12 protein-coding genes and 1 pseudogene are annotated in these 14,646 nt (G+C 69.6%); 5 read left to right on the top strand and 8 right to left on the bottom strand.

Annotated features, from left to right (window positions below; all coding sequences use genetic code 11):
• Both ACFU53_RS02955 and ACFU53_RS02950 read left to right on the top strand, forming a co-directional pair.
• Positions 1-975: ricin-type beta-trefoil lectin domain protein (locus ACFU53_RS02955; RefSeq protein WP_383985410.1), on the top strand; the 975-nt coding region annotated here is incomplete at its 5' end.
• Positions 976-1,307: 332 nt separating this feature from the next.
• Entirely contained in the window at positions 1,308-2,168 is an 861-nt protein-coding gene (locus ACFU53_RS02950; protein WP_383985444.1) for an alpha/beta fold hydrolase, read from the top strand.
• Between the two features lie 188 nt (positions 2,169-2,356).
• On the opposite strand, the pseudogene ACFU53_RS02945 reads toward ACFU53_RS02950, so the two are convergent.
• From ACFU53_RS02945 to ACFU53_RS02930, 4 genes and pseudogenes are all read right to left on the bottom strand, one after another.
• Positions 2,357-2,656: pseudogene (locus ACFU53_RS02945) on the bottom strand (transposase); the annotation flags it as partial.
• Positions 2,657-3,018: 362 nt separating this feature from the next.
• A complete protein-coding gene (locus ACFU53_RS02940) occupies positions 3,019-3,534 on the bottom strand; it encodes a peptidoglycan-binding protein (protein WP_383985408.1) in 516 nt (171 codons plus the stop codon).
• Positions 3,535-4,008: 474 nt separating this feature from the next.
• Complete coding sequence (locus tag ACFU53_RS02935) at positions 4,009-4,977, bottom strand: helix-turn-helix domain-containing protein (protein ID WP_383985406.1); 969 nt, start codon at positions 4,975-4,977, stop codon at positions 4,009-4,011.
• 639 nt (positions 4,978-5,616) lie between these two features.
• Entirely contained in the window at positions 5,617-6,426 is an 810-nt protein-coding gene (locus ACFU53_RS02930; RefSeq protein ID WP_383985404.1) for a rhomboid family intramembrane serine protease, read from the bottom strand.
• 138 nt (positions 6,427-6,564) lie between these two features.
• Here ACFU53_RS02930 and ACFU53_RS02925 point away from each other — a divergent pair, with 138 nt between their 5' ends.
• The gene (locus ACFU53_RS02925) at positions 6,565-6,903 is read left to right on the top strand and encodes a hypothetical protein (protein WP_383985402.1); all 339 of its coding nucleotides are present in this window, start codon (positions 6,565-6,567) and stop codon (positions 6,901-6,903) included.
• Positions 6,904-7,007: 104 nt separating this feature from the next.
• Here the strand turns inward: ACFU53_RS02925 and ACFU53_RS02920 are convergent, their stop codons facing one another.
• Positions 7,008-8,429 carry an FAD-dependent oxidoreductase gene (locus ACFU53_RS02920; protein ID WP_383985400.1) on the bottom strand — a complete coding sequence of 474 codons (1,422 nt, stop codon included), beginning with the start codon at positions 8,427-8,429 and terminating at the stop codon, positions 7,008-7,010.
• A 57-nt stretch (positions 8,430-8,486) separates the two neighbouring features.
• Complete coding sequence (locus tag ACFU53_RS02915) at positions 8,487-9,461, bottom strand: DUF4349 domain-containing protein (protein ID WP_383985398.1); 975 nt, start codon at positions 9,459-9,461, stop codon at positions 8,487-8,489.
• Between the two features lie 197 nt (positions 9,462-9,658).
• Here ACFU53_RS02915 and hemG point away from each other — a divergent pair, with 197 nt between their 5' ends.
• Both hemG and hemQ read left to right on the top strand, forming a co-directional pair.
• Positions 9,659-11,215, top strand: coding sequence for a protoporphyrinogen oxidase (gene hemG / locus ACFU53_RS02910; RefSeq protein ID WP_383985396.1), 1,557 nt, complete (start codon positions 9,659-9,661; stop codon positions 11,213-11,215).
• 5 nt (positions 11,216-11,220) lie between these two features.
• On the top strand, positions 11,221-11,952 hold the full coding sequence (gene hemQ / locus ACFU53_RS02905) for a hydrogen peroxide-dependent heme synthase (protein WP_383985394.1): 732 nt from the start codon (positions 11,221-11,223) through the stop codon (positions 11,950-11,952).
• Positions 11,953-12,006: 54 nt separating this feature from the next.
• On the opposite strand, the gene ACFU53_RS02900 is transcribed toward hemQ, so the two are convergent.
• A complete protein-coding gene (locus ACFU53_RS02900) occupies positions 12,007-13,608 on the bottom strand; it encodes an alpha/beta hydrolase (RefSeq protein ID WP_383985392.1) in 1,602 nt (533 codons plus the stop codon).
• 164 nt (positions 13,609-13,772) lie between these two features.
• A complete protein-coding gene (locus tag ACFU53_RS02895) occupies positions 13,773-14,540 on the bottom strand; it encodes a TIGR04222 domain-containing membrane protein (RefSeq protein ID WP_383985390.1) in 768 nt (255 codons plus the stop codon).
• Between the last annotated feature and the right edge of the window lie 106 nt (positions 14,541-14,646).

The following is a 14,646-nucleotide window of genomic DNA, read 5'->3' as shown; positions in this document are numbered from 1 at the left end:
GTTCCTGGCTGGCAAGCCCGGGTGAACAGAATCATCGCCTACGACGTCGACGCGAAGGTCGACCTGACCGCAACGGGCATCGTCCTGGTGATTCCCGAGTCAGAGGTGAGAGCCGAAGTCGCTGATTGGGTCGTCACGGCAATCACTGTTGCCTCTGGTTTTGCCATAACGTACGGCGCATACGTTGCGTGCGTACCTGCTATTTCTGCAGCACCGTGGGTTTGTGGAGGCGTGGCCGGCAGTCTGGGGTCCATGGGCACGGTGATGATTGAGGCCGCGTTGAAGGGGGAGGACTTGTCCAGCGGAAGTTTCTGGGCAAAAGTTGCCGTCGCGGGAATTCTTGGTGCTATCGGTGGCGCGGTCGTGAAGAAGTACGTTGAGCCATGGGCCGAGAACGATGCCAAGGCGTTCTTCATCGGGATAGGAAATTCCCTCAAGACCATGGCCCAACGAGCGAGCTGGTGGGCGGGTAACATCGTGGGACCGGTCGGACGGTTCGCCGCGGTTCTCGCCGATCTCGGGACTTCGCTCGCCTCAGCACTCGCCGAGGCGATTCGAAACGCGACGGGTATTACGAGTCGAGTCCGGATCAAGTTCGACGACTCCAGGAACGTCTGTCTGACGGCGCACGAACGCAAGGTCGACCCCCTGGTTCTGGAGCGATGCGACGGCGACAACATGAAAGGGAACTGGCAGCAAATGCGCTACAGTGAAACTCACTTCATGCTGAAGAATTTCGCTTCGGGTGAGTGCCTCGACGCTGCGGACCAACCCCGACTCGGGCTTTACACATCAAAATGTGATGCCACCGATGGTGGGCAGGTATGGAACGGCGACTGCGAGGAAAACTGGTTGATGTCCGCCGGCCCGACCACACTGATGACCGGTTGGAACGACAACACCGTGAGCATGCAGGCCCAACATCATCCGGAGAAGCAGGACTGGATCATCGCCCCGTCCTCGCTTGGATGTTGACCCGGTAGCCCGCGAGGAATCCTGGCCTCGATCTCTCGTGACGGTCCGTGGACGGACTTCAAAGGCGGCCCGGATCGGGGGGATCGACCCCCGAACGGGCAGAAGGTGACGCAAGGAGCGCAATGCGTCAGGCGGCACCGTCGCGGCACCGCCGATCAACATGTCAGGGGCGTCACCGAAGCCTTCGGAGACGCCCCTGACGGCCCATTCAGCTACCTCCGCGAGGCCGATCGCGTCCCATGGCCGACCGGCGGCTTGACGTCCCGTGGCATCCCGCCCGGGGCGCACTACGGATGCCCATCCCGATTCACTGTCTCAGAGTGGAGTTCATCATGGCTGACAGTTCCTTTCCCGCTTCGTCCGGCAAGCGCGTCGGTTACGGCGCAGTGGCCGTCGTCGGCGTGGCGGGGGTGTTGGGTGCTGTGGCGCTGTCCGGTACCGCCGGTGCCTTTGGTGGCGGTGGGACGGCGGCCGAGCCGAAGCCGACAGTCGTGCTGGAGCATGGTGCGTTCGCGGACTCCTCCAGCTGGAGCGGCGTGATCGAGCGGCTGCGACAGTCCGGGTATCCGGTGGTGGCCGCGGCGAACCCGCTGCGAGGGCCGGCCAGTGATGCCGCGTATCTGCGCAGTGTTCTCGACCGTGTCGAGGGGCCGGTGGTGCTGGTGGGTCATTCCTACGGCGGCACCGTGATCAGTGACGCGGCGGTGGGCCGCGAGGACCAGGTCAAGGCGCTGGTCTATATCGCGGCGTTTCTGCCTGACGAGGGCGAGTCCACGCTGGGGCTGTCGAACAAGTTCCCCGGCAGCACGCTGGGCAATGCGATCGAGGCGGTGCCGTACAGCCTGCCGGGCGGTGCGTCAGGTGATGATGTATACATCAAGCCGGACAAGTTCCGTCAGCAGTTCGCTGCGGATGTGTCGCCTGATGAGGCTGCTGTGATGGCGGCGACGCAGCGGCCGATCGCGGCCGCGGCTCTGGAGGAGCAGGCCACCAGGGCCGCATGGAAGACCATTCCGTCCTGGTCGCTGATCGCCACCAAGGACTTCAACATCCCCGCCGCCGCGCAGCGTTTCATGTCCGAGCGCGCTGGTGCCCGCACCGTGGAGGTCAGGGCATCCCACGCCGTTCCCGTCTCGAAGCCCGGCGCGGTCAGCCGCATCATCGAGCAAGCAGCCGCCGCGACGGCCCGCTGAAATGCTGTCCCCTCCGGTACACCACCCTGGTCAAACCGCTGACCAGGGTGGACGGACACATCTCTGAACTCCCGCATCAGCGGCGTCGCTTCGCGTAGCCACACCGGCTCCCGATGAGTGCAGTGCACCTGCCATCTCGTGATCGACATGGCACCGAGCCATAGGCTGCGGACAGTTCAACAGCGCAGCTCGGCCCGGCGGCGCCGTTCCAGGAGCCAGTGCGGGAAGCAACTGCCCTGGCGCAGCTTGGGGACGGCCAGTTCGACCGTGCCCGCGCGGGTGTCCCACTCACGCGGGCGACAGCCGTTGCGGTGGTTGACGCGTTCGTCGCTGACCTGCCCGTATTCCGCGTTGCAGAGGGCGCCGGCCTCCGCGGACATGAGCGCTTCGGCGAACGTCTTGACCATCGCGCGCAGCAGGTCGGGACTCGCCGCGGCCAGGTTGTCCTCGGCGAGGGCGTGCAGGGGCAGACTGTCAGGTGCGGTCATCGTGCTGATCTCCTTCGAGGCTTCGACACTTCGAAGATCAGCCGGTGGCCGTTCATCTATGCGGGCATCATCCCGATGCCGGAGCAAACCCCCGGATCAGGTCGAACCCGTACACCACTTCCCTGGACGCAACCGGGCGGAGACCCGTTGCCGGGTACCGTCCCCCGCTGCCCCCGGCGGAACAAGAGCCGCTCGTACACTCCACCAACGACCCCAGGCCACTCTCAACTGCTTGCGGCACGAGCAACTCGCCAAATGCAGGGCGGGCATTCAGCCATAGATCTCCGCCTCGCGGCATGACGGCGTGGGCTGCCGGGACAACGGTTCGCCCGCAGAGTTCCTGTCACGCCCGGCGTATCAGGTCAGCAGCCGGCGGACGATGTGTAGGAGGCGCTTCTCCAAGCGCCGTTGAGGTAGATGTGGTAGACCCCGTCGATGCGCCGGAAGGTTACCTGGCCCGAGTTTTCCCATCCGACGTACCTGATGTCCCGGTTGTTGCCGAGGTCGGTGAGGGAGTTGTCCGCGACACCCATGGTGATGGGCCCCGCGCTGCCGTCGTCGTCGAGCCCGTACCAGTTCTGGAACGCCTTGGTGGCCGCGATGGTGCCGCTGCCGAAGTCACAGTCGATGGCGCCGGTGTAGAAGCCCTCGGCCCGCATGACCAGCTGCCACAGAGCCACCGCCCTGGTGTTGTTGTTGGAGTTGTGGTCCACGGGTCCCTCGTCGCCCCAGTCGTTCCTCACACCGGCGTTGCCCCAGTCGGCGCCACCGATGACGCCGCTGGCGACCGACGCGCCGGCTGTCGGCGCTGTCAACACTCCGCCGCAGACCATGGCCGCAGTGGCGAGAGCGATGGTGATGCGCTTGGAAGGTCTCAACTCGTGTCCTTTTTCTATGACGGTGATCGTCACCGAACCGTCGAGGTCGCATATCTGGTTTCCGGGTGTGGTGGCGCGGCCCGGCCGGGGCGGCGGAGCACGGTCCAAGGTGCACGCTCGGTAAGTCGCCGGACCGCTCACCCAGGCATGTAGGACGATGTCCGGCCCTCGTGGGTGCGAGCGCCGCTGTCCCACATGCCCCAGGCGAACGAGGCGGCGTTCGCCGCGTTCACCATGTGGGTACAGCAACCGGTTTCCCCCTGCGTCACTGAGCAAGTGCCCCTGGCGCCCCTAGCACCCGGGCTGCAACGCAGCTCCAAGAGTCGAGTGTCGTGGGTGGTGAGTGGGATGTCGTTGTCGGTCAGCGCCACCTCGTTGACAACGCATGCCAGACCCGTTTACGACCCGTCAAGCCGAACAGAGCGACCACGCAACGCAGTTGGCCGTCGGCACTCGCCGTCAGGCCAAGCAGGGTTACGGGCGCGCTCTGCGGTATTCCTGGGGACTCCGCCCGTAGGCAGCGCGGAAGGCGCGGCTGAAGTGCGCGGGGTCGGTGAACCCCCAACGGGCGGCGATGGCTCGGACCGGGCGCGCGTTCAGGAGAGGGTCGGCCAGGTCGCGGCGGCAGAGTTCCAGCCGTCGGGTGCGGATCCATCCGGAGACGGTCATGCCCTGATCCCCGAAGAGCCGGTGCAGGGAGCGCAGGGAGATGCTGTGGGCGGCCGCGATCACGCTCGGGGACAGCTCGGGGTCGCCCAGGTGTCGCTGGATGAAGGCGCGGATTTCCAGCAACTGCGCATTCCGGTGGGTGCGCTCCGGCAGAGGGTTACTCACCTCGAGGTGGTGGGCGAGGAAAGCGGTCACCAGGTCGAGGGTGACGGTCGCCAGCCGGGCGCCGTCCGCCACGGTGTAGGTGGTGGCGCCCGCGGTGAGTTGCACGAGATAGCCGGACAGCAGAGCGCCCATCGGCTCCTGCCCGGATAAGCGTAGGCCCGTGAGTTGGCGGATCTTGTTGGCCGGTAGCGGCAGCAGCACCCGGGGGAACTGCACCATCACTCCTTCGACCGTGTCGGGGCCGGCGGCCGCCCAGCCATGCCATGGACGCGAGGTGTCGTAGAGCACCACCTCGCCCGGCCCGCTCGTGGTGTCCCGGCCGCCCTGGAGGATCCGGTGGCTCCCGCGCAGGGTCACCAGCAGCTGTAAGCACTCGGGATCGGAGGCACGGATCATGCTCGCCGGCCGACGTGACTCCAGCGACGAGTAGGCCAGCGAGGACACTTGGACTTCGCCCAGATCCAGCATGCGGGCGTTGGCACGGAAGTCCGCCTCATGATCACTGCGGATCAGGCTGGGAGTGAACGCACCAGCCGTCAATTCGTACCAGGAGGCGAACCGCTCGGCGACCGGCAGATCCTGCGTCCGAAACTCCGTCACCAGTGCCATGCGATCCCTTTCGAAGGGGCGCCCCGCCCCGCCCCCACCAACCCCGTCTCGCCACTAAACGATCACATTCGGCTGCAGCGTGTGAACCTGCCGCTGACAGGCCCGTACACATGCTTCACGCCATCGTACGGACGACACCTAGCTAGATGACGCGAACATGACCTTTGATCTTGTCGAAGCGTCTGGATCGGCCTGAGGGCTGGGGAGGGCTGTGTGCACTGGCCACGTCGCGTCGCGGCCCCGGTCGCAGACCACCCGAAGGAGTCCTCTCCGGCTGTCCGCTAATCGTCTTCGGCGTCCCCACCGTCCATGCCCCACCGCCGTCACCGCCCTCTCCGTCGACGGCTGTCTGGCGTTGCGCCATGCGGAGTCGGTCTCGGGTGGGTGTAGTGGTGCGGCTGGGGCCCTCGGGGCGAGCTGCTGGATGGCTCGTCATCACCCATCCTCGTACCTGACGGCGGCTCAGAGAAGTCGGCAATGGGTCAGCATGAGCTCTGTCAAAGGCTGGGGAAGCTGATCAAACATGCGACTGATCGCACAGGTCTGCGGGTATCTCTGCCTCGCGATTATGGAATTTGTTTCTGCGAAGATCGGTGTGCTGGTCGGGTCCTCTGCCTTGCGTCGGCAGGCCCTGCCGTCTCACCAGCCGTGCCGCGCCCGCCCGCCGAACAGCAGCCCCCGCGGCTTCGGAGGCGGCGGGGTGCCCGGGCGCAGTGGCCAGGCCAGCAGCATCCCCGCGAGGAAGCCGACGACGTGCGCGGCGTACGCCACGGTGCCCGCGTCGGAGACGCCCTCACCGGAGGAGTACACCGCCTGGAGCACGAACCAGGAGCCCAGCACCAGCCAGGCCGGCAGCCGCAGCGGCAGGAAGATCAGGAATGGCACCAGGACCCAGACTCTGGCCTTCGGGTAGAGCACCAGATAGGCGCCCAGCACTCCGGCGATCGCACCTGACGCGCCGATCAGCGGGTCGCCCGAGTCGGCGTTCGCAAGGGCGAAACCATACGCGGCCGCGTATCCGCAGGCGACGTAGAACAGCGCGAAGCGGACGTGGCCCAGCCGGTCCTCGATGTTGTTGCCGAAGATCAGCAGGAAGAGCATGTTGCCCAGCAGGTGCAGCCAGCCACCGTGCAGGAACAGCGCGGTGAGGACGGACAGCGCGGGCGACTTGTCGTAGCCCGGCGGGCCCAGCGCGCAGCCGCCCGACCGGGCCGGCTCGCCGGTGGGCACCAACTGCGGCAGCTGATGACGGATCAACTCCTGCGGGACCGCCGCGTACTGCTCCAGGAACGCCTGCGTATGGCACAGCCGGGCCAGCTCGCTGTCGCCCGGCACGGAACCGGCGAGACCCGGCATGAAGACGAAGACGAAGACGTTCGCGGCGATGAGTGCGTATGTCACGTAGGGCGTGCGGCCCACGGGGTTCACGTCATGGACGGGGATGACCACACCGGACTTGTGCCCTGGATACGGGGCCGGAATCAGCGGGCCCGGTGTCGGTGCGGGCCTCGGCGCCGAGGCCGGTGAACGTGTGGGGCGGGTGGTGCGTATGAATTCTCAACCGCGGATCTACGTGAGGAACAGGCGATGAACGACCGAGTTACCCCGGCGATGCACGCCACCCCCGATGGCGAGGCCGAGATTTCGCTGGTGGTGCGGCTTCCCTGGGAAGACGTCGCCGCGCTCGGCCAGGAGGCCGGGCGGTTGGCGGCGCGGATGCAGCGGCCGGTGACGCTGGACGAGGCCGTGAGTCATCGGCTTCGGTCGGCTCGGCCGGCTGCGGCGCATGCGAAGCCGGCTACGGCGCCGACGGCGCAGCCGGCTGCGGTGACGTCTTCCGCGTCGGTGTCCTCGTTGCCTGCTCGGCCTCCGGCTGAGCAGGCGCGGCAGGCCATTGATCGGATAACCGGTACTTCGGCTGTTTGACGAAGGCCGCCGTGGGGGTTCTGCGGTCGGCCGACTGCGGGAGTGTCGTGGCCGGTCGCGCAGTTCCCCGCGCCCCTGAAAGCGTCGGGGTGCGGTCCTGGTTGTCAGGCGCCCGACCGCACCGCCGCCACCGCCTTTCTCGCCGCCACCAGGATCGGGTCCCAGACCGGGGAGAAAGGTGGGGCGTAGCCGAGGTCCAAGGCGGTCATCTGTTCTACCGTCATGCCTGCGGTGAGGGCCACCGCCGCGATGTCGACCCGCTTTCCCGCGCCCTCTCGGCCGACGATCTGGACGCCCAGTAGGCGGCCTGTGCGGCGTTCGGCGAGCATTTTCACCGTCATGAGGGCGGCGCCGGGGTAGTAGCCGGCGCGGCTGGTGGACTCGATGGTGACGGTGACGTACTGGAGGCCGGCGCGGTCGGCGTCCTTCTCGCGGAGGCCGGTGCGGGCGATCTCCAGGTCGCAGACCTTGCTGACGGCGGTGCCGACGACACCGGGGAAGGTGGCGTAGCCGCCGCCGATGTTGGCGCCGATGGTCTGGCCGTGCTTGTTGGCGTGGGTGCCGAGCGGGATGTGGCGTTGGCGGCCGGAGACCAGGTCGAGCACCTCGACGCAGTCGCCGCCGGCCCAGATGTTCTCGTGGCCTCGGACGCGCATGGAGAGGTCCGTCAGCAGGCCGCCGTGGTCGCCCAGGGGCAGGCCCGCCGCCTTCGCGAGGTCCGTCTCGGGGCGTACGCCGATGCCCAGGACCACCACGTCCGCCGGGTACTCGGCCTCCTCCGTGGCGACCGCGCGGACCCGGCCGTCGTCGCCGGTGCGCAGGGCGGTGACCTCGGCGTCGTCGACCATGGTGATGCCCAGGCCCTCCATGGCCTTGTGCACCAGGCGGCCCATGTCCGGGTCGAGGGTGGACATGGGCTCCTTGCCGCGGTTGACGACCGTGACCTCGTACCCTCGGTTGATGAGTGCCTCGGCCATCTCCACGCCGATGTAGCCCGCGCCGACGACCACGGCGCGCCGCTGGGCCGCAGAATCGATCCGGCCTTCGGTGGCGGTCAGGGTGTCGAGGAGGGCCTGGCCGTCGTCCAGGGTCTGTACGCCGTGCACGCCGGGGGCGTCGACGCCGGGCAGGTCGGGGCGGATCGGGCGGGCGCCGGTCGCGATGACGAGTTTGTCGTACGCGGTCCAGGACTCGGCGCCGGACGCGAGGTCCCGCGCGCGCACGCGGGCGCCCTCGACATCGATCTCCACGACCTCCGTACGCATCCGCAGATCGATGTCGCGGGCCCGGTGCTCCTCGGGTGAGCGGGCGATGAGCCGGTCGCGTTCGGGGACGTCGCCGCCCACCCAGTAGGGGATGCCGCACGCGGAGAAGGAGGTGAAGTGGCCCCGCTCGAACGCCACGATCTCCAGCTCGTCGGGCCCCCGCAGCCGGCGTGCCTGCGACGCGGCGGACATACCCGCCGCGTCGCCTCCGACGACCACCAGGCGTTCCCTCGAACGTTCTTCAGTGCGGCTCATGTTCATGGGAACACGCTACGGGGGCCCGGCATTTCGTTCCGTCGCCACCCATCGGATCAGCCGTCAGTCCTGCTCCTCCTTGTCCGGTGCGGCGGCCGGGAGCGAACCGGCGGTGCCTGCCGGAGCCGTCGCCGGGGCGGGGCGGCGGGAGCGGGCGAAGCGGGACCACAGGAGCAGGACGAGGGCCGTGGCGAGGGCGAAGGGGAGGATCGCGGCGAGGGCCATGCCCAGCCAGCGGAACACGGCGACGAACGCGTTCCAGCCGCCCGCCAGCGCGTCCATGAAGCCGGGGTCGTCGTCCTTGTCGGCCTTCTTCACCGCGGTCTCGGACAGGGACAGCGTGATGGTGGCGAGGCTCGTGCGGTCCTTCAGGGACTTCTGCTGGGCCAGCAGGGACTCCAGGTCGGCCTGACGGCTGCTCAACTCGCCCTCCAGGGTGACCACGTCGCTGAGCTTGGTCGCCCGGTCCATCAGCTCGCGGATCCGGGCCACGCTCGCCTGCTGCGTCTTGATGCGGCTCTCCACGTCGACGACCTGGTCGGTGACGTCCTCGGCCTTCGTCTTGCGCTCGATCAGCTTGCCGGTGCCCTCCAGTTCGGTGAGGACCTCGTCGTACTTCTCGGTGGGCACGCGCAGGACGACCCGGGTGCGTTCACGGTCCTTGCCGTCACGGGTCGTGGACTCGTTGCCGACGAACCCGCCGGCGTTCTCCACGGTGGTACGGGCCTCGTCCAGGGCCTTCGGCACGTCCTTGACCCGCACGGTCAGTGTGGCGGTGCGGATGATGTGGCTCGCGGTGATGCTGGGTGGCGCGTCGGCGGCCTTGCCCTTGCTGTCGCCGCCACTGGCGCTTTCGCCGTCGAGCGCGCCCTCCTGCGGGGCCGCCATCTCGTCGTTCTTGCTCTGGGCCGCCCCGCTGTCCGAGCCCGCTGCCGAGTCGCTCCCACCGCAGCCGGTGAGCGCCAGTGCGGCGGCGAGGAACAGCGCGGCCAGGGCCCCTGCGGGCCGCCGGGAACGTCGTACGTGTGTTTCGGCCATTGCGGCGTACCCCCCGAGGGTCGTGGCAGGCGTGCTTGCCCGCCTTGCTGACGTTTCTTCGACGCCGGAGGGGGCCGGAACGTTGGCGGGAACCGGTCCCGAAGCGGTCACGGTCGGGACTCGGCGAGGCCACATCCCCCATGGGCCGATGGCGGGCCGGCGTCATGACTGTCAGTGACACCTGAGAGGGTGGAGCCATGAGCGGATCACGTACGGATGTCGGGCGCGACACCGGGCATGTCGTCGTCATCGGAGCCGGGATCGCGGGGCTGGCCGCCGCGCACAAGCTGCTGGACCGTGGCGCGAGAGTGACCGTCCTGGAGGCCTCGGACCGGGTCGGCGGCAAGCTGCTGCCCGGCGAGATCGCGGGCGCGCGGGTCGACTTCGGCGCCGAGTCGATGCTGGCCCGCCGCCCCGAGGCGGTCGCCCTCGCGAGAGAGGTGGGCCTTGCCGACCGGCTCCAGCCGCCCGCCACCGCCATGGCCTCCCTCTGGACCCGGGGCGCCCTGCGGCCCATGCCCAAGGGGCACGTCATGGGCGTTCCCGGCACCGCGTCCGCCCTCTCCGGGGTCCTGTCCGACGAGGGCCTGGCCCGCATCGAGCGTGACGCCGACCTGCCGCGCACCGAGGTCGGCGACGACGTGGCGGTGGGCGAGTACGTGGCGGCCCGCCTCGGCCGCGAGGTCGTCGACCGCCTGGTGGAGCCCCTGCTCGGCGGCGTCTACGCGGGCGACGCGTACCGCATCTCGATGCGCTCGGCCGTCCCACAGCTCTTCCAGGCCGCCCGGACGCACACCTCCCTCACCGAGGCCGTCCGGGGCATCCAGGAGCGCGCTGCCGCCGGCCGGCAGACCGGACCGGTCTTCATGGGCATCGAGGGCGGCGTCGGGCAACTGCCGCTCGCGGTCGCCGAGTCGGTGCGGGCGCGCGGCGCCGAGATCCTCACCCGGACGCCCGTCACGGAGCTGCGCCGGGACGCCTCCGGCGGCTGGCGCGTCGTCACCGCCGGTACCGCCGGCACAGGCAGTACCGGAACCACCGGGATCACCGCCGGCACAGGCAGTACCGGGAGCGCTGGGAGTACCGGGCGCGCCGGGGAGCGCGTCCTGCGTGCCGACGCCGTCGTCGTGGCCGTTCCCGCCCCGGTCGCCGCCGGCCTGCTGCGTGCCGAGGCCCCCGAGGCCGCCGCCGAGCTGGCCGGCGTCGAGTACGCCTCGATGGCCCTCGTCACCCTCGCCTACCGCCGCGCCGACCTCACCCTCCCCGAGGGCAGCGGCTTCCTGGTGCCGCCGGTCGACGGCCGCACCATCAAGGCGTCCACCTTCGCCTCCCAGAAGTGGGGCTGGATCGCGGACGAGAACCCGGACCTGCTGGTCCTGCGCACCTCGGTCGGCCGGTACGGCGAGACGGTGATCCTGGACCACGACGACGCGCACCTCGTGGACGTGTCGAGAATCGACCTCCGCGAGGCCACCGGCCTGTCCGCCACGCCCCTCGAAACCCGCGTCACCCGCTGGGACGACGGCCTGCCCCAGTACCCGGTCGGCCACCACGCGCGCGTGGCCCGCGTCCGCGAGCACGTCGGCAAGCTGCCGGGCCTCGCGGTCTGCGGCGCGGCGTACGACGGCGTCGGCATCCCGGCCTGCGTCGCGAGCGCCGCCGCGGCGGTCGACCAGATCGACGGTGACCTGCGCGCGGTGCGGGACCTCACCGCCGACCCGGTGCAAAGCCTGCACGGCGGAGCGGGAGAATAGGAACCATGAGCGACGACGCCCCCACCACCGAGTCCGGCCGGATCCCGAACAAGGGCAAGCTGGCCAAGGACCTCAACGAGGTCATCCGCTACACGTTGTGGTCCGTCTTCCAGCTGAAGGACGTGCTGCCGGAGGACCGCGCCGGTTATGCCGACGAGGTCCAGGAGCTGTTCGACCAGCTCGCCGCGAAGGACGTGACCATCCGCGGTACGTACGACGTGTCGGGCCTGCGCGCCGACGCCGACCTCATGATCTGGTGGCACGCCGAGACCAGCGACCAGCTCCAGGAGGCGTACAACCTCTTCCGCCGCACCAAGCTGGGCCGCGCGCTCACGCCGGTGTGGTCGAACATGGCGCTGCACCGCCCCGCCGAGTTCAACCGCTCGCACATCCCGGCGTTCCTCGCCGACGAGACGCCCCGCGACTACGTCAGCGTCTACCCCTTCGTGCGCTCCTACGACTGGTACCTGCTGCCCGACGAGGACCGCCGCCGCATGCTCGCCGACCACGGCAAGATGGCCCGGGGCTACCCGGACGTCCGCGCCAACACGGTCGCGTCGTTCTCGCTGGGCGACTACGAGTGGCTCCTCGCCTTCGAGGCCGACGAGCTCTACCGCATCGTCGACCTCATGCGCCACCTTCGCGCCTCGGAGGCCCGCATGCACGTCCGCGAGGAGGTCCCGTTCTACACGGGCCGCAGGAAGTCGGTGTCTGAGCTGGTGGCGGGCCTGGCGTAGGCCCCGTAAGGGGCGCGGGGCTGTCACCTGTGCGGCTCCGCCGCGCGGGTGCGATCAACCACGACCGACCCGCGGTCTCCCCGCGGCCCCGACCCGCGGAGCGTTCGGCTTCTGTTCGGGCCGTGCCGCACAGGCAGCCCTCCGCTCCGGCAGCCGCCCCTCCAGCAAGTACGCCTCCAAGTGCCCGTTGACGCACTTGTTGGGCCCGAAGCCGACCCCGTGGTTACCGGCGTCGCGCTCAGTCACCAGCACCGACCCCCAGAGCCGCCGGTGCAGTTCGATCGCCCCGTCATAAGGCGCAGCCGCATCCTGTTCGGCCGCGAGGATCAGCGTCGGCGGCAGCTCACCGGGCCCGGTCCGCACGTCCAGCGGCCGCTGACGCGGCCCGCCCCAGTACGCGCACGGCAGGGTCTTCCACACGTTGTCCCATGTCTCGAAGGGCGCGGTACGCGCGAGCCGTGTGTTGTCGCGGTCCCAGACGCGCCACTCCGTCGGCCAGGGCCCGTCGTTGCACTGGACCGCCGTGTGGACGGCGCCCGCGTTCTCCTGCTGGACGGCCGCCCCCGGGTACGGACCGGCGATCTGGACCAGCGGCTTCGGGTCGCCCTTCAGATACGCGGAGAGCGCCAGGGCACGCTGCGGCCAGTAGTCGTCGTAGTACGCGGCCTGCAGGAACGCGCCCTGCAACTGTCCCGGCCCCACCTTGCCGCCGGCGGGCTCGGCGGCCAGCCGTGCCGCCGCCCGCTCATAACTCCGCAGCACCTTCTCCGGGGTGTCACCCAGCCCGTACACCTTGTGGTGCTCGGCGACCCAGGCCCGGAAGTCCGCCCAGCGCCCCTCGACCGCGGCCGACCGGTCGAGGTGGTTGCGGTACCAGATCTGTTCGGGGTCCGGGTTCACCGCCGAGTCGAAGACCATCCGGCGTACGTGCGAGGGGAACAGCGACGCGTACAGCGCCCCGAAGTACGTTCCGTACGACGCCCCCATGAACGTCAGCCGGGGCTCGCCGAGCGCGGCACGCAGCACGTCCAGGTCACGGGCGTTGTTGAGGGAGTGGTAGTGCCGCAGCGCGCTCCCGCCCCGCTGCGCACACCCCCGCGCGTACGCCTTCGCCCGCGCGATCCGCTCCTTCTTGTACGACTCCGAAGGGTGCGGCGGTGCCGGTGAGGGCCCCCGGTGCAGCCGCTTCGGGTCCTGGCAGGACAGCGGCGCCGACCGGCCGACCCCACGCGGGGCGTACCCGACGAGGTCGTACGCGGCGGCGACCCGCTTCCAGTCCGGGAGGTGGCCGATGAGCGGAAAGTACATCCCGGAGGCCCCGGGCCCACCCGGATTGGACACGAGCGCGCCCTGCCGGGCGACCTTACTCCCCTTGGCGTCCTTCCCCTTGGCCTCGACCCGGCTGACGGTCAGCGAGATCTGCTTGCCGTCGGGCCGCGCGTAGTCGAGCGGCACCTTGACCGTCCCGCACCGCACCCCGTCCGACAGCCCCTCCACCGCCGGACACTTCCCGAACCGAATGCCTTCGTCCGCGGCCCGCTCCGCCGCGACGGCGACCTCCCCCGCCGCCCAGTCCATGTCCCCCTCGGCCGGCGCGGCGCCGAGGGCACCCAGCAACACCGCCCCGACGGTCCCGTAGAGAACGGCAGCTCGCATCGAGAATCCCTCCGAAGCACGACAGCGACAAAGGGGATGTTTGGTGTGAAAGAGGGTGAATGTAAAGCACCGTTCGACGGTGTCGCCGCTGCTTTGCTGGGCGCGGGGAACTGTGCGATCAGCCACGAACAACCCGCAGCCCGCAATGCGCAGCCCCTACGGCGCTACCGATGCGCGAACGCCGCCCGCAACTCGGGAGACTCCACCGCCCCCACCCCCCAAACGGCCACAGAAACGAGGTCCGCCAGGTCACCCCCGCCCCGCCCTGCCACGGCCTCCAACACTCGCAGCCCCTCCGGCGACGCCCACCGCGTACACGGCGGCCCCTCGACATGCGCGATGACCAGACAGCTGAGGGTCAGCACCAGCGGCAACGCGAACCACAACGAGACCAGCAGGCGCTGCTCCTGGAACCCCTGCGAGGGCAACATCAACGCCAGCGCCCCCAACCCGCACACGCCCAGCGCGGCGCCTCGTACCTGCGTGACCGCGTCGGACACATCCGTCCGCGCGGCGTCCGGTACGGCCAGCCCCGCCGCGACGAGCCGGTCGGAGAGGCGGCGTACGGGCTCCGTGGCCGCGGCGGTCCGCCGTACGGGCGCTATCCGGGACTGTCCGCCGGGGCCGATCGCCCCGATGACCGAGCGTTCCATCTCGTCCCGCCCGTCCGGGTCCACGACCGTCGCCCAGCCGGTGTGCGCGAGGAGGATCCGGCGCTGCCGGGCCATGGAGACGAGGGTGAGGTCGGCGACGCGCGCCGGACCGCCGGACAGGAACGCCGCCTCGTACAGCGTGAGCCGGTGGCAGTGGTGGGCGTGGTCCGCGTGGACGTCGGCGTCGGCCGCCGCCGCACGCATCGAGGTCAGACACAGTCGGGTACAGGACACGCCGGCGGCGGTCCAGGCGAGGAGGAGGAAGAGGACCCAGAGCATGGCGTGTTTCTATGCGTCGGCCCGGGGCGGCGGCGTGCGATGTCCGTAATCCGGAGGGAAGGTTCCCGGTCTCTTCCGTTTGTTCGCCGTTGCGGCCCGCAATTGC

This window comes from Streptomyces sp. NPDC057474 (genome assembly GCF_042802555.1).
GTDB lineage: Bacteria > Actinomycetota > Actinomycetes > Streptomycetales > Streptomycetaceae > Streptomyces.
Note: the sequence above shows the minus strand (reverse complement) of the source record. Positions and strands in the feature narration are given on the sequence as shown.

Coding starts and splice junctions, on each gene's coding strand:
- ACFU53_RS02950 (WP_383985444.1), top strand. CDS start 1,308: ATGGCTGACAGTTCCTTTCCCGCTTCGTCCGGCAAGCGCGTCGGTTAC.
- ACFU53_RS02935 (WP_383985406.1), bottom strand. CDS start 4,977: ATGGCACTGGTGACGGAGTTTCGGACGCAGGATCTGCCGGTCGCCGAG.
- ACFU53_RS02925 (WP_383985402.1), top strand. CDS start 6,565: ATGAACGACCGAGTTACCCCGGCGATGCACGCCACCCCCGATGGCGAG.
- ACFU53_RS02920 (WP_383985400.1), bottom strand. CDS start 8,429: ATGAACATGAGCCGCACTGAAGAACGTTCGAGGGAACGCCTGGTGGTC.
- ACFU53_RS02915 (WP_383985398.1), bottom strand. CDS start 9,461: ATGGCCGAAACACACGTACGACGTTCCCGGCGGCCCGCAGGGGCCCTG.
- hemG (WP_383985396.1), top strand. CDS start 9,659: ATGAGCGGATCACGTACGGATGTCGGGCGCGACACCGGGCATGTCGTC.
- hemQ (WP_383985394.1), top strand. CDS start 11,221: ATGAGCGACGACGCCCCCACCACCGAGTCCGGCCGGATCCCGAACAAG.
- ACFU53_RS02900 (WP_383985392.1), bottom strand. CDS start 13,608: ATGCGAGCTGCCGTTCTCTACGGGACCGTCGGGGCGGTGTTGCTGGGT.
- ACFU53_RS02895 (WP_383985390.1), bottom strand. CDS start 14,540: ATGCTCTGGGTCCTCTTCCTCCTCCTCGCCTGGACCGCCGCCGGCGTG.